The organism is Williamsia sp. (assembly GCF_016462415.1).
Lineage (GTDB): Bacteria > Actinomycetota > Actinomycetes > Mycobacteriales > Mycobacteriaceae > Williamsia_A.
This window is the reverse complement of record NZ_JAEMTF010000001.1, coordinates 44,338-66,176: the sequence shown is the minus strand read 5'-3', so window position 1 is coordinate 66,176 and position 21,839 is coordinate 44,338. Positions and strand designations below refer to the sequence as shown.

General features: G+C 69.0%; 21 protein-coding genes. 12 read left to right on the top strand and 9 right to left on the bottom strand.

Features of this window, described 5'->3' with window-relative positions; all coding sequences use genetic code 11:
* The first annotated feature begins 28 nt into the window (after nucleotides 1-28).
* Nucleotides 29-625 carry a GNAT family N-acetyltransferase gene (locus JHC79_RS00325; RefSeq protein ID WP_296387879.1) on the top strand — a complete coding sequence of 199 codons (597 nt, stop codon included), beginning with the start codon at nucleotides 29-31 and terminating at the stop codon, nucleotides 623-625.
* Here the strand turns inward: JHC79_RS00325 and JHC79_RS00320 are convergent.
* On the bottom strand, nucleotides 552-1,556 hold the full coding sequence (locus JHC79_RS00320) for an EamA family transporter (RefSeq protein ID WP_296387878.1): 1,005 nt from the start codon (nucleotides 1,554-1,556) through the stop codon (nucleotides 552-554). The genes JHC79_RS00325 and JHC79_RS00320 overlap by 74 nt on opposite strands.
* A gap of 85 nt (nucleotides 1,557-1,641) precedes the next feature.
* Between JHC79_RS00320 and JHC79_RS00315 the strand changes: the two genes are divergently transcribed.
* Nucleotides 1,642-2,190 carry a CGNR zinc finger domain-containing protein gene (locus JHC79_RS00315; protein WP_296387877.1) on the top strand — a complete coding sequence of 183 codons (549 nt, stop codon included), beginning with the start codon at nucleotides 1,642-1,644 and terminating at the stop codon, nucleotides 2,188-2,190.
* A 166-nt stretch (nucleotides 2,191-2,356) separates the two neighbouring features.
* A complete protein-coding gene (locus tag JHC79_RS00310; protein ID WP_296387876.1) occupies nucleotides 2,357-3,886 on the top strand; it encodes an NAD(P)/FAD-dependent oxidoreductase in 1,530 nt (509 codons plus the stop codon).
* A gap of 10 nt (nucleotides 3,887-3,896) precedes the next feature.
* Here the strand turns inward: JHC79_RS00310 and JHC79_RS00305 are convergent, their stop codons facing one another.
* The 8 genes from JHC79_RS00305 to JHC79_RS00270 all read right to left on the bottom strand — a co-directional run bounded on the left by JHC79_RS00305 (nucleotide 3,897) and on the right by JHC79_RS00270 (nucleotide 10,098).
* The gene (locus tag JHC79_RS00305) at nucleotides 3,897-4,499 is read right to left on the bottom strand and encodes an urease accessory protein UreD (protein WP_296387875.1); all 603 of its coding nucleotides are present in this window, start codon (nucleotides 4,497-4,499) and stop codon (nucleotides 3,897-3,899) included.
* 76 nt (nucleotides 4,500-4,575) lie between these two features.
* Nucleotides 4,576-5,265: an urease accessory protein UreG gene (ureG, locus tag JHC79_RS00300; RefSeq protein WP_296387874.1), complete on the bottom strand. Its 690-nt coding sequence runs from the start codon at nucleotides 5,263-5,265 to the stop codon at nucleotides 4,576-4,578.
* Between the two features lie 23 nt (nucleotides 5,266-5,288).
* A complete protein-coding gene (locus JHC79_RS00295) occupies nucleotides 5,289-5,957 on the bottom strand; it encodes an urease accessory UreF family protein (RefSeq protein ID WP_296387873.1) in 669 nt (222 codons plus the stop codon).
* A gap of 1 nt (nucleotide 5,958) precedes the next feature.
* The gene (locus tag JHC79_RS00290; RefSeq protein ID WP_296387872.1) at nucleotides 5,959-7,680 is read right to left on the bottom strand and encodes an urease subunit alpha; all 1,722 of its coding nucleotides are present in this window, start codon (nucleotides 7,678-7,680) and stop codon (nucleotides 5,959-5,961) included.
* A 1-nt stretch (nucleotide 7,681) separates the two neighbouring features.
* On the bottom strand, nucleotides 7,682-8,026 hold the full coding sequence (locus tag JHC79_RS00285) for an urease subunit beta (protein WP_296387871.1): 345 nt from the start codon (nucleotides 8,024-8,026) through the stop codon (nucleotides 7,682-7,684).
* Complete coding sequence (locus tag JHC79_RS00280; protein WP_296387870.1) at nucleotides 8,023-8,325, bottom strand: urease subunit gamma; 303 nt, start codon at nucleotides 8,323-8,325, stop codon at nucleotides 8,023-8,025. The genes JHC79_RS00285 and JHC79_RS00280 overlap by 4 nt, the downstream gene beginning before the upstream one ends.
* 83 nt (nucleotides 8,326-8,408) lie before the next feature.
* On the bottom strand, nucleotides 8,409-9,671 hold the full coding sequence (locus JHC79_RS00275; RefSeq protein ID WP_296387869.1) for an aldolase/citrate lyase family protein: 1,263 nt from the start codon (nucleotides 9,669-9,671) through the stop codon (nucleotides 8,409-8,411).
* 7 nt (nucleotides 9,672-9,678) lie between these two features.
* Nucleotides 9,679-10,098 (bottom strand): PaaI family thioesterase, encoded by a 420-nt coding sequence (locus JHC79_RS00270; RefSeq protein ID WP_296387868.1) that lies wholly within the window; start codon nucleotides 10,096-10,098, stop codon nucleotides 9,679-9,681.
* Nucleotides 10,099-10,388: 290 nt separating this feature from the next.
* Between JHC79_RS00270 and JHC79_RS00265 the strand changes: the two genes are divergently transcribed.
* The 9 genes from JHC79_RS00265 (at nucleotide 10,389) to JHC79_RS00225 (ending at nucleotide 21,784) form a co-directional block, all read left to right on the top strand.
* The gene (locus JHC79_RS00265) at nucleotides 10,389-10,778 is read left to right on the top strand and encodes a BlaI/MecI/CopY family transcriptional regulator (RefSeq protein WP_253662904.1); all 390 of its coding nucleotides are present in this window, start codon (nucleotides 10,389-10,391) and stop codon (nucleotides 10,776-10,778) included.
* A gap of 108 nt (nucleotides 10,779-10,886) precedes the next feature.
* On the top strand, nucleotides 10,887-11,837 hold the full coding sequence (locus tag JHC79_RS00260) for a M56 family metallopeptidase (protein WP_296387867.1): 951 nt from the start codon (nucleotides 10,887-10,889) through the stop codon (nucleotides 11,835-11,837).
* A 59-nt stretch (nucleotides 11,838-11,896) separates the two neighbouring features.
* Nucleotides 11,897-13,363 (top strand): NADP-dependent phosphogluconate dehydrogenase, encoded by a 1,467-nt coding sequence (gene gndA, locus JHC79_RS00255; RefSeq protein WP_296387866.1) that lies wholly within the window; start codon nucleotides 11,897-11,899, stop codon nucleotides 13,361-13,363.
* Nucleotides 13,364-13,379: 16 nt separating this feature from the next.
* Complete coding sequence (locus JHC79_RS00250) at nucleotides 13,380-14,822, top strand: GuaB1 family IMP dehydrogenase-related protein (protein WP_296387865.1); 1,443 nt, start codon at nucleotides 13,380-13,382, stop codon at nucleotides 14,820-14,822.
* 158 nt (nucleotides 14,823-14,980) lie between these two features.
* Complete coding sequence (locus JHC79_RS00245) at nucleotides 14,981-16,393, top strand: hemolysin family protein (RefSeq protein ID WP_296387864.1); 1,413 nt, start codon at nucleotides 14,981-14,983, stop codon at nucleotides 16,391-16,393.
* On the top strand, nucleotides 16,390-17,466 hold the full coding sequence (locus JHC79_RS00240; RefSeq protein ID WP_296387863.1) for a hemolysin family protein: 1,077 nt from the start codon (nucleotides 16,390-16,392) through the stop codon (nucleotides 17,464-17,466). Before JHC79_RS00245 ends, JHC79_RS00240 begins: the two co-directional genes overlap by 4 nt.
* Before the next feature lie 74 nt (nucleotides 17,467-17,540).
* Entirely contained in the window at nucleotides 17,541-18,356 is an 816-nt protein-coding gene (locus tag JHC79_RS00235) for a 3-methyladenine DNA glycosylase (protein WP_296387942.1), read from the top strand.
* Between the two features lie 68 nt (nucleotides 18,357-18,424).
* Complete coding sequence (locus JHC79_RS00230; RefSeq protein WP_296387862.1) at nucleotides 18,425-20,587, top strand: malate synthase G; 2,163 nt, start codon at nucleotides 18,425-18,427, stop codon at nucleotides 20,585-20,587.
* 24 nt (nucleotides 20,588-20,611) lie between these two features.
* A complete protein-coding gene (locus JHC79_RS00225; RefSeq protein ID WP_296387861.1) occupies nucleotides 20,612-21,784 on the top strand; it encodes a substrate-binding domain-containing protein in 1,173 nt (390 codons plus the stop codon).
* Nucleotides 21,785-21,839: the final 55 nt, after the last annotated feature.

Here is a 21,839-nt window from a genome sequence, read left to right as displayed (position 1 = left end):
CGCTGCACTTACGCCCTATATTGATGCGGTGATCATCGAGACCGCGCACCTGGTGCTCCGGCCGATCACCCGTGACGACGCCGCGGCCCTGGTGGATCTCGACAGCGATCCTGCGGTGATGCGGTACGTCTCGGGTGGCCGCCCGACGCCTCGCACCATGATCGAGGACTGGGTGATCCCGCGTGCCATCGCCGAGATGTCGACGCGACGTGGGGTCGGCATGTTCGCCGCGATGGATCGGCACCGGGGCGGGTTCCTCGGCTGGTTCTCGTTGCGTGCACCTCGCCACAGCAGCCGGGCCGAGCTCGAGCTGACCTACCGACTACGCCGCGAGGCGTGGGGGTACGGCCTCGCCACCGAGGGATCCCGTGCACTGGTTCAGGTCGCCTTCGACCGCCTCGCGACCGATCGCCTCTTCGCCGGCACGATGGCGGTCAACGCCCCGTCTCGGCGGGTGATGGAGAAGTCCGGCATGCGCCTGGCGGCCCTGCACCAGGCCGACGACACCGCCATCGACGGGTACGAGCGCGGCGAGGTCGAGTACGAGATCCTCAGATCTCAGTGGGAGACAGCGGATTTCCCGTGGGCGAGATTGGCGCGGGCGGCTGCGCACCTGAGCGCCTGAGCACTGCCGCACGCGCATCGGCCGACGACCCGGTACGGACCGCGACGATGCCGACCAGCAGGACGAGCGCACCGAGCACCTGCAACGGCCCCATCACCTGACCGAGCAGGATGGCCGAGGCGACCGCCGACGCCACCACCTCGAGCAGCGCGACGAACGATGCCGGCGTCGGTCCGAGCATGCGCACCGCGGTGATCCCGGTGACGTAGGCCAGAGTCGTCGCGACACCGGCCACCGCCAGCGCGGCGACCCACCACGGGGTGTGGTGGCCGGCCAACGTCACCTCGGCCGTGCTCGCGTGCATCGGGAACCACCCCACCGCACCTGCGGCGCCGACCAGCACCGCCCCGACCACGAGGCCGCCGCACGTCAGCGCGATCGGGTCGACGCCGGTGGCGGCGTCCGCGGACTCCTCGGCCAGCAGGAAGTACGCGGCCAGTCCGACCGCCGCGGTCAGCGCCCAGGCGACCCCGATCGGATCGATCGACACACCGGCACCGCCACCGATGACCACCAGCAGTCCGGCGACCGCGACCGCGGCGCCCGCCAGCGTCACCCGGCCGGGACGTCGCCTGCGCACCGCCCACTCGAAGCCGATCACCATGACCGGCGCGCTGTACTCGATGAGCAACGCGATCGGGACATCGAGGTAACGGACCGCGTTGAAGAAACTCAGCTGGACGACGGCCACGGCCAACACCCCGTAGGCCAGTACGCGGATCGGGGCGCGTCCGATCGCGAGCAGACGGCGGGGTCGCACGATGAGCACGGGCACGACCAACAGCGCCGCGCCCAGACCGAGCCGCAGTGCACTGGCCGCCGTCGAGGACCATCCGGCGTCGATGAGCGACTTCGCGAGCGGCCCGGACAGGCCGAACGCGGTGGCCGACACCGTCGCGACCATCAGCCCACCGGACGCGTTCGGTTTCATGAGGGTCCCCGTTCGATATCGGATGTAAGAGGTGTCAGTGACTTAGACTGCTTACAGCAGACGTCATCGTGAGTCAGGAGTCAAGGTGCGTTTCACTCATGACACAGAACCGGCGTTGGTCGCGGTCGTCGCGCTGGTCAACTCCGGTCGCAATGCGCAGGACACCCTCGCCGACCCCGCCGACCTCACCGCCTTCCTCGATGAACACGGCTACACCGGCCGCCGTGACGGCACCGACGAGGAACTGGGGTCGGTCCGGGCGATGCGGGACCGACTCGCGCATTTCTGGCAGATCGGGCGCAACGACGCGGCATCGGAGGTCAACGCGATCCTGCGTGAATGCGGCGCCGTGCCGTTCCTGACCCGCCACGACTCGAGCGACTGGCACATCCACGTCACCGATTCCGCCGATCCGCTCGCCGACCGCATCGGCGCCGAGACCGCGATGGCCCTGATCGACCTGATCCGCGCCGACGAATTCGATCGGCTCACACTGTGCGCGGCGCCGGACTGCGATTCGGTGCTGATCGACATGTCGCGCAACCGATCTCGTCGGTTCTGCTCCCATCGCAACTGCGGTAACCGAGCCAACGTGGCCGCCTACCGCCGACGTCGATCGCAGGCCACGGGCTGACGTGGTGACGGATGCGTCCGTACCGGCCCCCGGGGGCCGACGACGTGGTGTCCACCGTGGGCGCGTGCGAATCGACTCGATTGACTACCGTTGAGGCCGAGCGGGCGTGAACTCGACCTGAGACCGGCCTGCAGACGCACTCCACGACCACAGACAGGAGAAGCCCATGGGCCTGAATCGGCTTGATGGACAGCACCCCCATCGCGTGGTGGTCATCGGATCGGGATTCGGCGGGTTGTTCGGCACCCAACGGCTGAAGAAGGCCGACGTCGATGTGACCTTGATCGCGCGCACCACCCATCATCTTTTCCAGCCCATGCTCTACCAGGTCGCGACGGGGATCGTGTCGGAGGGCGAGATCGCCCCGGCCACCCGGGTGATCCTGCGGAACCAGGACAACGCACAGGTCCTCCTCGGCGACGTCGAGTCGATCGACCTCGAGAGCAAGGTCGTCCGCTCGCGACTGCTGACCCGCATCACCGAGACACCGTTCGACAGCCTGATCATCGCCGCGGGTGCCGCCCAGTCGTACTTCGGCAACGACCAGTTCGCGGAGTTCGCGCCCGGCATGAAGACGATCGACGACGCACTCGAGTTGCGCGGCCGCATCCTCGGCGCGTTCGAGCAGGCCGAGCTGTCCGAGGACCCCGATGAGCGCGCGCGGCTGCTCACCTTCGTCGTGGTCGGGGCCGGTCCCACCGGTGTCGAGCTGGCCGGGCAGATCGCCGAGATGTCCGACAAGACGCTCAAGGACACCTTCCGCAACATCGACCCGACGAGCGCACGCGTGATCCTGCTCGACGCCGCGCCCGCCGTGCTGCCGCCGATGGGCGAGAAGCTCGGCACCAAGGCCGCCAAACGCCTCGAGGGGATGGGCGTCGAGATCCAGCTGAACGCGATGGTCGTCGACCTCGACTACAACGGTCTGACCGTCAAGGACAAGGACGGGACGACCCGTCGCATCGAGTCGCAGTGCAAGGTGTGGTCGGCCGGTGTGGCCGCCAGCCCGCTGGGCAAGCAGCTCGCCGAGCAGAGCGGCGTCGAACTCGACCGTGCCGGTCGGGTGAAGGTGCAGCCGGACCTGTCCATCCCGGGCCACCCGAACGTGTTCGTCGTCGGCGACATGATGTCGATCGACGACGTCCCCGGTATGGCGCAGGGCGCCATCCAGGGCGGTCGCTACGCGGCGGATGCGATCAAGGCGAGCCTGTCGGGTCAGAAGCCCGAGGAACGCAGTCCGTTCAAGTACCACGACAAGGGCTCGATGGCGACGGTCTCACGTTTCAGCGCCGTGATGAGCGTTCCGATCCCGTTCACATCCAAGCGTTTCGAGACCGAGGGCTTCTTCGCATGGCTCGGGTGGCTGGCACTGCACCTGGTCTACATCGTCGGGTTCCGCAGTCGCCTCAGCACGATCATCGACTGGACGGTGTCGTTCACCACCCGGAGCCGCTCGCAGCTTACGGTCACCGAGCAGCAGGTGTACGCACGGACCGCCATGGATCATCTGCACCACCTCGAGTCGGAGAACAAGGCCGGCGAGACATCGGGTATCCCGGCGGCTACCAACCCGACACCTCCCGCGGCCACGTCCACCCCGTCCGGTGAGACGACCGCCGCCGCGCAGGGCACCACGGACACGAAGGCCGCCGAGGACAACGACACCAAGTCGAAGCAGAGCGCCGACGCTGGTTGATCCACCCCCGTCAACCGAGACCGGCGAGCGCCTCGTCGGTCTCGGTCAGTGACCGGCCCACCACCGTGGTCAGCGATCCGCCGCATGCGAGCCGCAGTCGGGCCGCGACCGTGCGTGCCGACACCGCGGCCGGAACCGGGTCGGGGTAGCGGAAGGCGCTGAGAAGCGCACGCTGGTCGACGGCCCCCGGGGTGTCGGCGGAGTCGAGTACGAGCCGGTGCCGCAGGGCGGGTTCGGTGGCCAGGTCGACGTACAACCGACCCGTCCACCGGCCACCGTCCTCGTCATGGCGACCGAGTTGCACCCGTTCGTCGATCAGCACCGTCGATGTCGGATCGGCGTGGACCGTCGTCGAGGTCACAAGGTCGGCGTCGGCGGCGACGATCGTCGGCATCGGGGTGATCGCGAGGTCCGCCCCGGGACCGACCAGGACGGTCCAGTCCATGGTCGATGTCCGCTCGGTTCGTGACGGCAGCGCGATCGTCGCGGCGACCGTGCTCAGCCGCAGGCGCGCGCCCTCCTCGACCTCGACGGTGATGTCGACGTGGTCGCCACCGAGCGGTGTCGCGGCCGTGGAGATCAGGTGCAGCGCATCGGGTCCGGTCTGGCGCACGGCGAGTCCGCCACTCGCCCGGATCCGAGGCGATCGCCCCGCCCGGGCGACGATGTGCACATCGGTGCGCATCCCCTCAGGCCTGCGCGCTGACCCCTGCGCCCAGCTCCGAACGCACCCAGGACAGCACCTCGCTCGCGGCGGGGTCGTCGGTGAGCGAGATCAACGCCGTGGGCCGACCCTCGCGGACCCGTGCGGCGTCGGTCGCCATCACGGTCAGGTCGGCTCCGACCAGCGGGGCGAGATCGGTCTTGTTGATCACCAACAGATCCGAGAACGTCACGCCCGGTCCGCCCTTGCGCGGGACCTTGTCGCCGCCGGCCACGTCGATGACGAAGATCTGGACGTCGATCAGGCCGGTCGAGAACGTCGCGGTGAGGTTGTCGCCGCCGGATTCCACGAGGATCAGATCCAGCGGCGGGTTGGCGGCGACCAGGTCGTCGATGGCGTCGAGGTTCGCGGTGATGTCGTCGCGGATCGCGGTGTGCGGACACCCACCGGTCTGTACGGCGGTGATCCGCTCGTCGGGGAGGACGGCGTTGCGCCGTAGGAAGTCGGCATCCTCGGTCGTGTAGATGTCGTTGGTCAGCACCGCGACCGAGAGTTCCTCGCGCAGTTGACGACACAGCGCGGCGACGAGGGCCGTCTTGCCGGACCCCACGGGCCCGCCGATACCGATGCGCAGTGCCTCACCGGGTTGGCGGACACGGCGTGGCCGGTCGTGGGTGTGCGAGTGGGGTTCGCCGTCGATCAGATGCGGGGGCATGTCACCGTCTTTCGGATAGTCGATCAGGATGCGAACAGCGGCATGCCGCGTCGCTCGTGGCGTTCGGCGAGTACGTCGAACAGGGGGTCGGAGAGGTCGGCCAGGTCGGACGCGGCCTCCTCGGCGATGTCCTCACACAGGGGTGCGAGGTCCATCGTGATGATCGCGACGTCGGCCGGATCAAGGGCGAGCAGCCGCTGCCCGGCGGTCGCCGCACCGGTCATGGCGGTGTAGACCTGCACGAGCGCGGTGCGCCGCCCGGAGACGCCGCACAGTCGCCCGACCCGGCCCGCGATGACGGGCAGGTGCGATCGCGGGATGTGGTCGGAGAAGTCGTGATCCGGCCAGCGGCGTCGTGCCAGCCGGACCATGCCCCGGCCCTGGCTCAGCGACGCCGCGCGCGCCGCCGACGAGGGTGTGCGGGCGTCGGTCTCGCGCTGCGCGACCGCATCGGACAGTCGGCCGTCGGCGACCGCGGCGGCGATCGACGCGGCCACGAGAGCACCGGTGGCGATCCGCCGCTCGAGGTAGCGACGCAATCCGGCCGCGTCGACGACCACCCGGTCGGCGATGGCCTGCTCGACGCCACCGGAGTGGACGTGGCCACCGACCGGCAGCCGGGAATCGGCCAGGGTGAGCATCATCGCCAGGGCGTGGTCGCCGGAGACGACATCTGTTGTGGACGGGCACATCTCAGAACAGGAAGTATCGCTGGGCCATCGGCAGTGAGGTGGCGGGCTGCTCGGCCCACACCTCGCCGTCGATCCGGACGGTGAAGGTGTCCGGGTCCACCACGATCTCGGGTTGGGCGTCGTTGAGCGGCATGTCCTTCTTGCCCACGGCCCGGACGTTCTTGACCGGCGCGAGTCGTCGTCGGATCCCGACCCGGTCGGCGAGGCCGTTGTCGAGGGCCTGCTGCGCGACGAACGTCAGTGAGGTGTCGGCGGCCACCGGCGGGGCGGCGCCGAACATGGGGCGCGGCAACACCGGTTGCGGCGTGGGGATGGACGCGTTCGCGTCACCCATCGCCGCCCACGCGATGGCGCCGCCCTTGACGACCACGTGCGCACGGACACCGAAGAACGCCGGCTCCCACAGCACGAGGTCGGCGAGCTTGCCCACCTCGATCGAACCGATCTCGTCGTCGAGTCCGTGCGCGATGGCCGGACAGATCGTGTACTTCGCGATGTAGCGGCGGGCGCGGTTGTTGTCGGCGGTGGTGTCGCCCGCGAGCGACCCGCGCCGCCCCTTCATCACATGCGCGGTCTGCCAGGTGCGCAGGACCACCTCGCCGACACGCCCCATCGCCTGCGCGTCGGAGCCGATCATCGAGATCGCACCCAGATCGTGCAGCAGGTCCTCGGCGGCGATCGTCGAGGGCCGGATACGACTCTCGGCGAACGCCAGGTCCTCGGGGACACTGGGATTGAGGTGGTGACACACCATCAGCATGTCGAGGTGCTCGTCGAGGGTGTTGACGGTGTGCGGCCGGGTGGGATTGGTCGAACTGGGCAGGATGTTGGGAAGGCTTGCGACGGTGATGATGTCGGGCGCGTGCCCGCCGCCCGCACCCTCGGTGTGGTAGGCGTGGATGCCGCGCCCGGCGATGGCGCCGATGGTCTGCTCGACGAATCCGGCCTCGTTGAGGGTGTCGGAGTGCAGGGCCACCTGCACCCCGAACTCGTCGGCCACCCGCAGGGAGGCATCGATCGCCGCGGGCGTGCTCCCCCAGTCCTCGTGCACCTTGAACCCGGATGCACCGGCGAGGATCTGCTCGCGCATCGACTCGACACCGACCGTGTTGCCCTTGCCGAGCAGCACGATGTTCATCGGCCAGTGATCGGTGGCGGCCATCATCGACGCCAGATGCCAGGCGCCCGGCGTCACGGTGGTCGCCTTGCTGCCCTCGGCCGGCCCGGTGCCGCCGCCGATCATGGTGGTGATGCCGTTGCCCAGCGCCTCTTCCATGATCTGCGGCGCGATGAAGTGGACGTGACAGTCGATGCCGCCGGCCGTGACGATCTTGCCGTTGCCCGCGATCACCTCGGTGGACGGGCCGATCACGAGCTGTGGGTGGACCCCGTCCATCGTGTCGGGGTTACCCGCCTTGCCCAGTGCGACGATCCGACCGTCGCGGATCCCCAGATCGGCCTTGATGATCCCCCAGTGGTCCAGGACCACCACCCCGGTGATGACGGTGTCGGGACTGCCCTCGGCGCGGGTCGCCCTCGACTGGCCCATCGACTCCCGGATGACCTTGCCGCCGCCGAACACCGCTTCCTCGCCGGCCAGACCCGGCCCGCCGCACCGGTCCTCGGTCACCTCGATCACCAGGTCGGTGTCGGCCAACCGGATCCGGTCGCCGACGGTGGGGCCGAACAGTTCCGCGTATCGCGCTCTGCTGAGAGAGGCCATGTCAGTCCAACTTTCCCGGGGGGTCGAGCGACAGTCCGGGGACCACCCTGGCTCCGCCGATGGGGACGAGCTCGACCTGCATCTCGATGCCCGGCTCGAAGCGCACCGCGGTACCGGCCGGGATGTTCAGACGTCGACCGTGCGCCTCGGCGCGCGGGAAATCGAGCGCGGCGTTGGCCTGCGGGAAGTGGTAATGACTGCCCACCTGGACCGGGCGATCCCCGCGGTTCACCACGGACACGGTGGTGACGTCGGCGCCGGCGTTGATCTCGATCTCACCGTCGGCACACAGGATCTCGCCGGGGATCACCACAGCGGTCGCCGCATCGGCGTCGTCGGCGGTCATGAGATCGGGTCGTGGACGGTGACCAGTTTGGTGCCGTCGGGGAAGGTCGCCTCGACCTGGACGTCGTGCAGCATCTCCGGCACACCGGACATGACCTCGGCGCGGCTGAGAACCTCACGACCGGTCGACATCAACTCGGCCACCGACCGTCCGTCGCGGGCGCCCTCGAGCACGTGATCGGCGATGAGGGCAACGGCCTCAGGATGATTGAGCAGCAGACCTCGCCCCTGACGCCGCCGGGCGAGCTCGGCCGCATACGAGATCATCAGCCGTTCCTGTTCGTGCAGGGACAGTCGCATGACGCCTCCCTCCGTTCTGCACCCGTCGAATGGGCGATCTCATAGTGCCACGCAGCACGCCGGTCGGCGCGGTGTGCGAGAGCTCAGCCGCCGACGAGCGGGACGACCCGTTCGGGTGTACACAGCGGTCCGATGGCCGCGACGTGCGCGGGATCGAACGCGTTCACACCCCACCCGCGGACCAGCACCCCGGCCAGTGCGCGCGCGGTCGCCGGTTCGTCCAGCACACCGCCGTCCGTCGCGTCGCCGGTACCGTCGTCGACGGCACTCTCGAGGTAGCGCTGCAGACGCACGGTCGCGGCGGGCATGGCGTCGGCGAAGAACGTCTGCACCGCCAGCCACCGCGTGACCAGGTGCCCGGGGTGCATGTCCCACCCCTGGTAGAAACCGCGCTCCAACGAACGGCGGACGAGTCGGTGGTGCCGTCGCACGGCGGCGTCGACCTGCGCGACGTCACCGGTCGGGACGATCTGCGTGGAACCGTCGCACACCCAGACGCCGGTCTGCGCGGCGGACGCGAGCATGACCGCCTTGGCGTGGTCGGCGACCGGGTGCTCGAGTGACTGATACGCCGAGACGATCCCGCAGGCCGCGCTGTAATCGTAGGTGCCGTAATGCAATCCGCTCAGACGTGGACCCGACCGATGGATGGCTTGCGCCACGGTCGCGGCACCCGAGGCACCGACCACCGCCTGCGGGCTCTCGATCTGCAACTCGAAACGCACCGTCTCGGGCGCGAGTCCGTGTGCTCGTTCGATCTCCTCGCACAGAGCGATGACCGCGTCGACCTGGGCCACGGCGCGCAACTTCGGGACCGTGAAGACGAACCCGTCAGGCACTCCGCCCGCACCGTCGAGAACCGCCTCCATCGAGCGCAGCCCGCGAGTGCGCTCGTGGGGTCCGAGTCCCTTGCAGCGAACGCCGGCGGTCAGCCGCGGGCCCGACCCCGTCGTGCTCCACTGCGCCAACACGGCGCCCGCCGCCCGCGCGTGGCGGTCCTCGACGGCGTCGTCGCGCCAGCCGTATCCGTCCTCGAGGTCGATCCGCAGATCCTCGATCGGGGCGGTCCGCAGACGGTCGAGCATGGTCTCGACGGCGTGCTCCGACGACAGCTCGACCAGCGTCGGTCGCACCGACTCGGCCAGGTCCAGTGCGCGCGAACCCCATTCGGCGACGGTCGCGGTGCTCACCGAATCGGCGGAGACATAGACGGTGTGCACAGGCTGGGTCTCGGCCCGCGCATCCGGGTATCCGGCGGCGAGTTCGGCGTCGACCTCGCGCAACAGGTCATCCATGCGGGCCTGGGCGCGGGCGCGCAGGCCGGCGGTGTTCGTACCGTCGGTCATCGGCTGGTCAGGACGGACGTGCGTCGAGGTTCTGCAGCCGGACGCGTCCCTGCGCCAGCAGCCGGCCGTCGGCGTCGGTCACGTCGACCTGCCACAGCTGTGACGACCGACCGCGATGGATCGGGACGGCGCGACCGGTCACGACCCCCGAGCGCACCGACTTCAGGAAATCGGTGGAGTTGTTGACCCCGACCACCGTGGGAGGAAGGCCCTTCTCCTGCAACCACATCGCAGCCGACACGCTGGCCAACGACTCGACGAGCGCGCAATAGGTGCCGCCGTGGACGATCCCGTAGGGCTGATGGTGCACCGAACCCGCGTCGAAGGTGGCGATCGATCCGTCGCCACTCATCGTCTGGTATTCGAAACCCAGTGTCGCGTCGAGGCCCGAGGGCTCGGTGCCGATGGACAACGGTTCGTCTGCCACGGGGGCTCCTTCACGGTCGGTGTGCCTGCGACCCTATGTCACCCGACAACGACGACCTGCCCCGGAAAACCGGCAGGCCCCACACCCTGGGGGCGTGGGGCCTGCCGTGGCGTGGACCGGGGGTCTCTGCAGCCCTCAGGACACTCACTCGGTCCGACGTTGTCCTAAAGATAGGCTACCCTTATTCACGTGTCAACAACGGCCCGTCCGGGACGTTGTGGGGGACGCCGAACGGACCACCCACCCCTGCGGTGGCTCCGGAAACGGACTTCATCGGTAAACTCGGGAGGATGAGCGGCTTGGGCGATCTGGAACGTGCGGTCATGGACAACCTGTGGTCCAGCGACACACCGCAAACGGTGCGTCAGGTCCACGCGGCGTTGTCCCGTGACCGCGAGCTGGCCTACACCACGGTGATGACCGTCCTGCAGCGTCTCGCGAAGAAAGACCTGGTCACCCAGATCCGTGACGATCGGGCACACCAGTACTCCCCGACCCACCCGCGCGAGCACCTCGTCGCGAGCCTGATGGTCGACGCGCTGAGCGAGGCCGACGAGTCCACCTCACGCCACGCCGCGCTGGTGTCCTTCGTGGGCCGCGTCGGCGCCGACGAGGCCGACGCCCTGCGCCGCGCCCTCGACGAACTCGAGGCCGCGCAGTCCGAGTCGCGGAACCGCTGAACGGGTCCCCTGATCACTCGTGGGCACCGTCGCCACACAGGTAGAATCGGCTGATCGGCCACCGTGCCCGGTCCGTCGGACACGCACCAACAGCCGTAGGAATCGTCGATGACCGCCCTCGTATTCGGGATCTTCGCCCTGGCACTGACAGGTCCCGTGGCGGAGTGGCTCTCACGAGCGCGATGGCCGTTGCACGCGCCGCGCGCCGCGATGGCGCTGTGGCAGTCGATCGCTCTCGCCGCCGTCCTCTCGGCGTTCAGTTGCGGGCTCGCGATCGCGGCAAACCTCCTGGTCCCCGGCCCGGACGGCCGCCCGACCACCAACCCGTTCGACGAGATCAAGTCCCTGGGCGTCGTGTTGTGGCTGATCTACGTCGGTGTCTTCGCGCTCACCCTGATGATCGGCGCGCGGTTGATGTACACCACCGTGCGTGTCGGCGTCCGCACGCGCGCGCGTCGTTCGGCGCACCGCCAGCTCATCGACCTGCTCGACCGGGTCGACCGCAGCCGGTCCGACCACCGGTTCCTCGCCCGCGACGTCCGCATGCTCGAGGTGGAACAACCCATCGCCTACTGCCTGCCCGGGTTGCGCCAGCGTGTCGTGCTCAGCGAGGGCGTCATCTCCCGGTTGAGCCGCGATGAGCTCGAGGCGGTCATCACCCATGAGCGGGCACACCTGCGGGCACGCCACGACCTAATCCTGGAGGCGTTCATCGCGGTGCACGCCGCGTTCCCCCGGTTCATCCGCAGCCGTTCCGCTCTGGGCGCGGTGCAGCTGTTGGTCGAGGTCCTCGCCGACGATCACGCCGTCCGCGCCACCGGGCCGACCCCGCTCGGTCGGGCGCTCGTCGCCTGCGCCGACTCCGTCGCTCCCCGCGGTGCGCTCGCGGTCGGCGGTCCGACGACCCTGACCCGCGTGCAGCGGCTCAGTCACGACCGGCCGGCGCGCCTGGCCGGATTGGTCGCATATGTCGCGGCCGCAGGGATCCTGGTGTTGCCGACGCTGGCCGTCGCGATCCCGTGGCTCACCGAGCTGAGCAGGCTCGTCACCGCCGGGTGACATCCACCGACGCGGAGTCCGCCGCATGGCACTCACGCGAAGGCAATAGGCTGGGGCACATGACACAGACTGACTCAGGCGCCGATTCCACCAGCACTGCTCGCGCACAGATCGGCGTCACCGGTCTGGCCGTCATGGGCTCCAACATCGCGCGCAACTTCGCCCGGCACGGGCACACGGTCGCGCTGCACAACCGCAGCATCGCCAAGACCGACGCCCTGATCGACAAGCACGGTTCCGAGGGCGACTTCGTCCGGACCGAGACGATCGAGGAATTCATCGCCGCGCTGGAGAAGCCCCGTCGCGTGCTGATCATGGTGAAGGCGGGCGACGCCACCGATGCCGTGATCAGCGAGCTCGCCGACGCCATGGAGGAGGGCGACGTCATCATCGACGGCGGCAACTCGCTCTACACCGACACCATCCGGCGCGAGAAGGAGATGAGCGACCGCGGACTGAACTTCGTCGGCGCCGGCATCTCCGGCGGCGAGGTCGGCGCGCTGGAGGGCCCGTCGATCATGCCCGGCGGACCGAAGGAGGCCTACGAGTCGCTCGGGCCGCTGCTCGAGTCGATCTCCGCGCACGTCGACGGCACCCCCTGCTGCACCCACATCGGTCCCGACGGCTCCGGACACTTCGTGAAGATGGTGCACAACGGCATCGAGTACGCCGACATGCAGCTCATCGGCGAGGCCTATGACCTGCTGCGCAAGGCGCTCGACCTCCCGGTCGACAAGATCGCCGACGTCTTCCGCGACTGGAACTCCAGCGACCTGGAGAGCTACCTGATCGAGATCACCGCCGAGGTCCTGTCGCAGACCGACGCAGAGACCGGCAAGCCGCTCGTCGACGTCATCGTCGACGCCGCCGGCCAGAAGGGCACCGGCCGTTGGACGGTGAAGTCGGCGCTCGACCTCGGCGTCCCGACCACCGGCATCGGCGAGGCCGTGTTCTCCCGCGCCCTGTCGAGCGCACTCGACCAGCGCAAGGCCGCCAACGGACTCGAATCGGGGCAGCTGGGCAGCGCCCCGACCGACACCGACCAGTTCATCGACGACATCCGCTCGGCGCTCTACGCGTCGAAGGTCGTCGCCTACGCGCAGGGCTTCGACCAGATCGCCGCGGGCAGCAAGGAATACGACTGGAACCTGCACCCCGGCGCGATGGCCACCATCTGGCGGGGCGGCTGCATCATCCGGGCCCAGTTCCTCAACCGCATCGTCGAGGCCTACGACGAGAACGCCGATCTGCCCAGCCTCTTGCTGGCCCCGTATTTCCGCGACGCCGTCGAGAAGGCCGTCGACAGCTGGCGTCGCGTGGTGGTGACCGCCACCCAGATGGGCATCCCGGTCCCGGCGTTCGCGTCGTCGCTGTCGTACTACGACGCGCTGCGGGCCGATCGCCTGCCCGCCGCGCTGACCCAGGGACTGCGCGACTACTTCGGTGCACACACCTACCAGCGCATCGACAAGGAGGGCACGTTCCACACCCTGTGGAGCGAAGGCCGTACCGAGGTCGAGGCCTGAGCCGGAGGGCGAAGCAATGCGTTTTGTCGAGGGCCACACCCCGACCAACGATCTGACCTACGACGACGTGTTCGTCGTACCCGGCCGCAGTGACGTGGCGTCGCGGTTCGACGTCGACCTGTCCTCGCGGGACGGTTCGGGCACCACGATCCCCATCGTGGTGGCGAACATGACCGCGGTGGCGGGCAAGCGGATGGCCGAGACGGTCGCCCGCCGCGGTGGTGTCGTCGTCCTCCCCCAGGACCTCCCGGCCGATGCCGCCGCCGATTCCATCGCGTTCGTGAAGAGTCGCGGCCTGGTCGCCGACACCCCGGTCGTCCTGGCCGCCGGCGACTCGGTGTCCGACGCCCTGGCGCTGCTCCCCAAGCGAGCGCACCGGGCCGCGGTCGTCGTGCACCCCGACACCGGGGCGCCGCAGGGCATCGTCACCGAGGCCATGTGCACCGACGTCGACCGGTTCGCGCGTCTGTCGGAGGTTCTGGACCCGAATTTCGTGTCCATGCCCGTCGACTCGGCGCCGCGTGCGGTGTTCGACGCCCTCACCGACCAGCACCTCGGGGTCGCCGTACTCACCCACCCGGACGGGTCGATGGCCGGTGTCCTGACCCGCACCGGCGCGCTGCGCACCGGGATCTACCAGCCCAACGTCGACGGGGACGGTCGGCTCCGAGTCGCCGCCGCGGTCGGCATCAACGGTGACGTGGTCGGCAAGGCGCGGGCGCTGGTCGAGGCCGGCGCCGATCTGCTCGTCGCCGACACCGCGCACGGTCACCAGGAGAAGATGCTCGCCGCCGTCGCCGCCCTGGCCGCGGCCGACCTGGGCGTTCCGATCGCTGCGGGCAACGTCGTCTCCGCGCAGGGCACCACCGACCTGATCGACGCGGGCGCGTCGATCGTGAAGGTCGGTGTCGGACCGGGCGCGATGTGCACGACCCGCATGATGACCGGGGTCGGCCGACCCCAGTTCTCCGCGGTGGCCGAGTGTTCGGCGGTCGCGCGGGCGCGCGGTGCCCACGTCTGGGCCGACGGTGGGGTCCGTCATCCCCGCGACGTCGCGTTGGCGATCGCCGCCGGGGCGTCGAACGTCATGATCGGTTCGTGGTTCGCCGGGACGTTCGAATCACCGGGCGATCTGAAGACCGACCCGTCGGGTCGCTCCTACAAGGAGAGCTTCGGCATGGCGTCCAAGCGAGCGGTCGCCGCGCGGACGGCCACCGACAGTGCTTTCGACCGTGCGCGCAAGGGATTGTTCGAGGAAGGGATCTCCAGCTCGAGGATCCTGCTCGACCCCGACCGCCCCGGTGTCGAGGACCTGATCGACCACATCTGCTCGGGAGTCCGCAGCACGGCGACCTACGTGGGCGCCCGCACGCTCGATGATCTCCACGACAAGGTGGTCCTCGGGGTGCAGTCACCAGCCGGTTTCGCCGAGGGACGCCCCCTGCCCAGCGGTTGGTGAGGCCCGTCACCCGATACGATGGGTGCCTTGGTCATCGATTCGACACCGCGCCAGCTCGGACTCGCTCCCCGGCGCCTCATGGAGGACACCTTGGTGCCCACGGCACCCGTGCTCACGCACACTCACATCACCCCGACATCTGAGCCGGGTCGCTGAGCATGCAGGCACTCATCCTCATCGGCAGTCTGCTGGGCTTCGTCGCGCTCACGCTGGGCACCGCATTGTTCGTCGCGGCCGAGTTCTCGCTCACCGCGCTGGAGCGCTCCACCATCGAGGCCGACCGACGGCAGCGCGACGATCGCCGCTCGCGGCAGGTCAGCCACGCGCACAAGACGCTGTCGTTTCAGCTGTCCGGCGCACAGTTGGGCATCACCATCACCACCCTGGTCACCGGCTACATCGCCGAACCGGTGCTGGCGCAACTGTTCTCCCCCGTGTTCGACGCCATCGGCACGTCAGAACAGGTGACGTCGGTCGTGTCGATCCTGCTCGCCCTGGTCATCGCGACCTCGCTGTCGATGATCCTGGGCGAGCTCATCCCCAAGAACTACGCCATCGCCCGTCCGCTACCGACCGCGCGCAGCACGGCCGGGCCGATGACGGTGTTCTCGACCGCCTTCGGTTGGGCCATCAACGGCCTCAACGGAACCGCGAACTGGCTGGTCCGACGCCTGGGCATCGAACCGGCCGAGGAGCTGCGCTCGGCGCGCTCACCCCAGGAGCTCGGGTCCCTGGTGCGCAACTCGGCGCGCGAGGGGTCACTCGACCAGGGCACCGCGATCCTGGTGAACCGTTCGCTGCGCTTCGGCGAACGCACCGCTGAAGAACTGATGACGCCGCGGGTGACCGTGGACGCCGTCGACGAGGACGCGAACGTCCGCGATCTCATCGTCGCCGCCTCGGAGACCGGGTTCTCCCGGTTCCCGGTGGTCGTCGACGGTGACCTCGACAACATCCGCGGGTTCGTCCACATCAAGCAGGCGTTCACCGTCCCGCTCTCGCAGCGCCGCACCACGCGCCTCGGAGACCTCGCCCGCCCGGTGCCGGTGGTTCCCGCGAGCCTCGACGGCGACGCGCTGATGAGCCGCATCCGCGCCGATGGCATGCAGGTCGCGGTGGTCATCGACGAATACGGCGGTACCGCGGGCATCGTCACGACCGAGGACCTCATCGAGGAGATCGTCGGCGACGTGACCGACGAACACGACGACGAGCAGGCCGACGTGCAGAAGGACGGCGAGGGGTACCTCTGCGCCGGCCTGCTGCGCATCGACGAACTGCTCGACGCGACCGGGTACAAGGCTCCCGACGGCGACTACGACACCCTCGGCGGGCTGGTCATGCACACCCTGGGCCGATTGGCCGCAGAAGGCGACGTCGTCGACCTCCCCGAGCGCGCGGGTTCCGACGACGACGAGAGCGGCAACGACCCCATGCCCGTGGTGCCGAGATGGCGCGCGAAGGTGGTCCGGATGGACGGACGCCGCATCGACATGGTCGCCATCGAACCCATCCCCGACGACGAGCAGGGCGCCGACGACACCGCCACGACCGAGGAGGTCACGTCGTGAACGATCTCCTCGGCGTGGTGCTCGCCGTGCTCCTGCTCGCAGGCAACGCCTTCTTCGTCGGCGCCGAGTTCTCCCTCATCTCCGCGCGCCGCGACCGACTCGAGGCCCTGGCCGACGAGGGCAAGCGCCGGGCACTGACGGTCATCCGTGCCGGCCAACAACTCTCGCTCATGCTCGCCGGGGCGCAGCTGGGCATCACCATCTGCTCGATCCTGCTGGGTCGCGTCGGTGAGCCGGCGGTGGCGCATCTGATCGAGAAGCCCATGGACCTCCTCGGTGTGCCCGAGAGCTTCCTGCACCCGATCGGGTTCGCGATCGCCCTGGCCCTGGTCGTCGTGCTGCACATCCTGTTGGGCGAGATGGTGCCCAAGAACATCGCGCTCGCCGGTCCGGAGAAATCGGCGATGCTGCTGGTGCCCGCACACCTGGCGTTCATCAAACTGGCGCGGCCGCTCATCTCCTTCTACAACATCGCCGCGAACCTGTCGCTGCGGGTCATGCGGGTCGAACCCAAGGACGAACTGGACGCCACCGTGTCGGCGGGTGAGCTCGCCGCCATGATCGGTGAGTCCCGCGAGGAGGGGCTGATCGACGCCGAGGAGCACGACCGCCTCACCCGCGCACTGCAGACCACCGGCCGGACCGTCGTCGAGGTGGCGATCGGACTCGACGAACTGCGCAGTGTGCGGGTCACCGCCGACCCGGCGACCGGACGCTCCGGACCCACCCTCGGATCGATCGAGAGAGCGGTCTCCGACACCGGCTTCTCGCGGTTCCCGGTCCGCGGTTCCGACGGCGCCTACACCGGCTACCTGCACCTCAAGGACGTGCTCGACGAGATCCTCGACGACGACATCGGTCAGGACTCGATCATCGGCGTCGACAAGATCCGTCCGCTGCCGGTGATCTCCGGCGACACCTCGCTCGACGAGGCCACCGCGGCACTGCGACGGACCAGCGCCCACCTGGGCGCCGTCGTGGACATCAACGGGCGCACGGTCGGCATCGTCGCACTCGAGGACCTCGTCGAGGAGTTCGTCGGCACCGTGCGGGACGAGACGCACCGGATCTGATGGCGGGCCAGGGACTTCGCGTGCGCCTGGACGCGACCGACATCGCCGACCGGACCGACCAGCACCGCAGTCGGGTGACCCGGCTGCTCGCCGACCACCCCGCACAGGCCCCCGACGGATCACCGCACCCGGTGTGGGGGTTCCTGTTCCGCTACTACAGCCACAAGCCCGCCCTGCTGATGCGCTGGCACCCCGGCCACGGCGTCGACCTCGACACCCCGACCGAGCACGCCGGCTATCCGCACTACGTGCCGACCGCCGACGGTCACGCCGTCACCGTCGACCCGGCCTATCTCGAGACCCGCGCCCGGACCGTCGGGTTCGTCGACAGCCTGCTGCGTGCCACCGCCGACCGGGCTCCCCGCCTCAACTGCTTCGGGATGCACGAGTGGGCGATGGTCTACCGCGCATCGGCCTCCGACATCCGGCATCGCACACCGCTGCGGCTCTCACCGGCCGCCACCGACGCCGCCGTCGAGGCGAGTGAGCTGCGCTGCACCCACTTCGACGCGTTCCGGTTCTTCACCGAGCCGGCCGGACCACGCAACGTGACCCCGCTGACGCGGGCGACGCAGGTCGACTCCGAGCAGCCCGGCTGCGTGCACGCGGGCATGGATCTCTACAAGTGGGCGTACAAGTTGAGTCCGCTCGTCGACTCCGACCTCGTCGCGGACGCGCTCGAGGTCGCGTTCGACCTCCGCGAGCTGGACATGCGGGCGAGTCCCTACGACTTCGCGGCACTCGGCTTCGGCCCCATCGCGGTGGAGACCCCGGCCGGACGCGCGGAATACGTGCGCAGGCAGACGGTGTTGACCGATCACGCGGCGCTGATCCGGCGCCGATTGATCGACAGTTGCGCCGGTCTGATCGACCGGCAACCTCCCCGATGACGGCTTGTTACTCCCAAGTAGCCTGACAATGTAATTTCAGCTGTTCGACGACGAGAAGTGAGGCAACCATGTCCGAGCGCGTCACGGTGAACGGGGTGCAGGTCGCATCCGTTCTCTACGACTTCATCAACTCCGAGGCCCTTCCCGGAACCGGTGTGGATCAGGACGCTTTCTGGACCGGTGCCGCCGCAGTGATCACCGATCTGGCGCCCCGCAACCGCGAGCTGCTCGAGATCCGGGAGTCGCTGCAGGCCAAGATCGATGCCTGGCATCACGACAACACCTTCGAGCCGGCCGCATACAAGGAGTTCCTCACCGAGATCGGCTACCTCGCGCCGGTGCCCGAGGACTTCCAGATCACGACCGAGAACGTCGACACCGAGATCACCAGCACCGCGGGCCCGCAGCTCGTCGTCCCCGTCCTCAACGCCCGCTTCGCGCTGAACGCGTCGAACGCACGGTGGGGCTCGCTGTACGACGCGCTGTACGGCACCGACGCCATCTCCGAGGCCGACGGCGCCGAGAAGGGCTCGTCCTACAACAAGGTCCGCGGCGACAAGGTCATCGCCTACGCCAAGAACGTCCTCGACTACGCCGCGGCCCTGGAGGACGGATCCTGGACATCGGTGACCGCGCTGCACGTCGACGGATCCGCCCTGGTCGTCACCCTCGACGGGGGCACCACCACCTCGCTCGCCGACCCGAACGCGTTCGCCGGTTACCTCGGTGACGCCGCGGCCCCCACCGGGGTCCTGGTGCGTCACAACGGACTTCACCTCGAGGTCCAGATCGATGCCGATTCCCCGATCGGGTCGACCGACGCGGCGGGCATCAAGGATGTCCTCGTCGAGTCGGCGATCACCACGATCATGGACTTCGAGGACTCCGTCGCGGCCGTCGACGCCGACGACAAGGTGCTCGGCTACCGCAACTGGCTCGGCCTCAACCGCGGCGACCTGTCCGAGGAGGTCTCCAAGGGCGGCAAGACCTTCACCCGGGTGCTCAACCCCGACCGCGTCTACACCGCACCCGACGGCGGCGAGCTGTCGCTGCCTGGTCGCTCGCTGCTGTTCGTCCGCAACGTCGGGCACCTCATGACCAACGACGCGGTCCTCGACGCCGACGGCAACGAGGTCGGCGAGGGCATCCTCGACGCGCTGTTCACGTCGCTGATCGGCGTGCACGGCATGAGCGCGGACGGCCTGCAGAACTCGCGTACCGGATCGATCTACATCGTCAAGCCGAAGATGCACGGTCCCGACGAGGTCGCGTTCACCGCGGAACTGTTCGGCCGGGTCGAGCAGGTTCTCGGGCTGCCCGAGAACACCATCAAGGTCGGGATCATGGACGAGGAGCGCCGCACCACGGTCAACCTCAAGGCCTGCATCGCCGCGGCGTCCGAGCGCGTGGTGTTCATCAACACCGGCTTCCTCGACCGCACCGGCGACGAGATCCACACCTCCATGGAGGCGGGCGCGGTCGTGCGCAAGGCAGAGATGAAGTCGCAGACCTGGATCAAGGCCTACGAGGACTTCAACGTCGACACCGGCCTGCACGCGGGTCTGCAGCATCGCGCCCAGATCGGGAAGGGCATGTGGGCCATGCCTGATCTGATGGCGGACATGCTCGAGCAGAAGATCGGCCACCCCAAGGCCGGCGCGAACACCGCGTGGGTGCCCTCGCCGACCGCCGCGACGTTGCACGCGTTGCACTACCACCAGATCGACGTGTTCGAGCGGCAGGACGAGATCGCCAAGCGTGATCCGGCGTCGGTCGACGACATCCTGACGATCCCGCTGGCGCCGAAGACCGACTGGTCCGACGAGGAGAAGCAGCAGGAGCTCGACAACAACTGCCAGTCGATCCTCGGCTACGTGGTCCGGTGGATCGACGCCGGTGTCGGTTGTTCGAAGGTCCCCGACATCCACGACGTCGCGCTGATGGAGGACCGTGCGACGCTGCGGATCTCGAGCCAGTTGCTGGCCAACTGGATCCGGCACGGTGTCGTCTCCGAGGCCGATGTCGTCGCCTCGCTCGAACGGATGGCGCCGGTGGTCGACCGACAGAACGCGTCGGACCCCACCTACCGTCCGCTGGCACCGGATTTCGACTCCAACATCGCCTTCCAGGCGGCCAAGGAGCTGATCGTGTCCGGCACGACGCAGCCGAGCGGCTACACCGAGCCGATCCTGCATCGTCGTCGTCGCGAGTACAAGGCCGCGAACGCCTGAGCGGGCCGACTATCCTCGCCTGTCATGGGCCAACATCGCACCGATGACACACGACGCCGCGGCATCAGCCGCGGCGTCGTGTTCGGTTTCCTGGCGATCGTGGTCGTCGCGGTGCTGGTGGTCGTCTGGATCTCGCTCGGCAACCGGATCACCGCCGACGGTGACGATGCGGCCAAGGCGTGCGTCGAGGGACCGGCCACGGTCACCGTCCTGGCCGATCCCGCCCTCGCCACGCAGCTGAACACCATCGCGGGCGCCTACAACGCGACCAAGCCGGTGGTGCGTGACCAGTGCATCACGGTCACCGTGGCACCGCAGGACGCGAAGGTCACCCTCGACGGGCTGACCGGTACCTGGGACACCGAGTCGATGGGCCCCTATCCGGCCGCGTGGGTGCCTGCGTCGTCGGTGTGGAGCGCACAGTTGCTCACCGCCCGTTCGGCGGTCGTCGACGGCAACCCCGAGTCGTTGGTCACCTCACCGGTCGTCCTCGCGGTGGCGCCCGAACTGGCCCGCGCGGCCGGTTCGACGGTGGGGTGGCTCGACATCCCCACGTTGGCGCGTCGCGACAACAGCCTCGACGACCTCGGACTCCGCGGGTGGGGGTCGTTGAAGATGGCCCTCGCCGCCGGGCCCGGGAGCGATGCGAGTGTGTTGGCCGCCGAGGCCATCGCCACGCAGGTGTCGCGAACGACGACCGGAGGACTCACCGCCGCCGACGCCGACACGGCGACGGTCACCTCGACCCTCACCGATCTGCGCAAACGCGCACCGACACCCACCGATGGGGTCGCCACCGGGGCGTTGCCCACCATCGCGAACTCCGGCAACCCGGCGACCGCGTCGATCCACGCCATCCCGATCACCGAGCAGGCGTTGTATGCGGCCACCCGGTCCGACACCTCCCCCGGCGTCATCGAACTGCTGCCCGAAGGCCCGACTCCCCTGGCCGACTACCCGGTCGTCGACCTGACCGGTCAGCAGGTCACCGCGGCGCAGGCCGAGGCGGTCACCCGGTTCTTCGACTTCGTCCGCACCCCGGAGCAGCTGACATCGATCACCGCCTTGGGATTCCGCGGCAATGCGCCGCTGCCCGCGGCCACGGCGGCGGTGACGTTCCCCGTCACCGACAACCCCATGCCCGCGCCGGAACCGGCGGCGGCCACGGCCATCGCGAAGATCATCCTCGGCGGCTGAGCCACAACCGTCACCACTGCGCCCTCATCCGGACTCAGAGCACGCAACGCGCGCT

Excerpts from the sequence above, each read along its gene's own strand:
- JHC79_RS00320 (WP_296387878.1), bottom strand. The coding sequence starts at position 1,556 with ATGAAACCGAACGCGTCCGGTGGGCTGATGGTCGCGACGGTGTCGGCC.
- JHC79_RS00310 (WP_296387876.1), top strand. The coding sequence starts at position 2,357 with ATGGGCCTGAATCGGCTTGATGGACAGCACCCCCATCGCGTGGTGGTC.
- ureG (WP_296387874.1), bottom strand. The coding sequence starts at position 5,265 with ATGCCCCCGCATCTGATCGACGGCGAACCCCACTCGCACACCCACGAC.
- JHC79_RS00295 (WP_296387873.1), bottom strand. The coding sequence starts at position 5,957 with ATGTGCCCGTCCACAACAGATGTCGTCTCCGGCGACCACGCCCTGGCG.
- JHC79_RS00290 (WP_296387872.1), bottom strand. The coding sequence starts at position 7,680 with ATGGCCTCTCTCAGCAGAGCGCGATACGCGGAACTGTTCGGCCCCACC.
- JHC79_RS00285 (WP_296387871.1), bottom strand. The coding sequence starts at position 8,026 with ATGACCGCCGACGACGCCGATGCGGCGACCGCTGTGGTGATCCCCGGC.
- JHC79_RS00280 (WP_296387870.1), bottom strand. The coding sequence starts at position 8,325 with ATGCGACTGTCCCTGCACGAACAGGAACGGCTGATGATCTCGTATGCG.
- JHC79_RS00275 (WP_296387869.1), bottom strand. The coding sequence starts at position 9,671 with ATGACCGACGGTACGAACACCGCCGGCCTGCGCGCCCGCGCCCAGGCC.
- JHC79_RS00265 (WP_253662904.1), top strand. The coding sequence starts at position 10,389 with ATGAGCGGCTTGGGCGATCTGGAACGTGCGGTCATGGACAACCTGTGG.
- JHC79_RS00260 (WP_296387867.1), top strand. The coding sequence starts at position 10,887 with ATGACCGCCCTCGTATTCGGGATCTTCGCCCTGGCACTGACAGGTCCC.
- gndA (WP_296387866.1), top strand. The coding sequence starts at position 11,897 with ATGACACAGACTGACTCAGGCGCCGATTCCACCAGCACTGCTCGCGCA.
- JHC79_RS00250 (WP_296387865.1), top strand. The coding sequence starts at position 13,380 with ATGCGTTTTGTCGAGGGCCACACCCCGACCAACGATCTGACCTACGAC.
- JHC79_RS00245 (WP_296387864.1), top strand. The coding sequence starts at position 14,981 with ATGCAGGCACTCATCCTCATCGGCAGTCTGCTGGGCTTCGTCGCGCTC.
- JHC79_RS00230 (WP_296387862.1), top strand. The coding sequence starts at position 18,425 with ATGTCCGAGCGCGTCACGGTGAACGGGGTGCAGGTCGCATCCGTTCTC.
- JHC79_RS00225 (WP_296387861.1), top strand. The coding sequence starts at position 20,612 with ATGGGCCAACATCGCACCGATGACACACGACGCCGCGGCATCAGCCGC.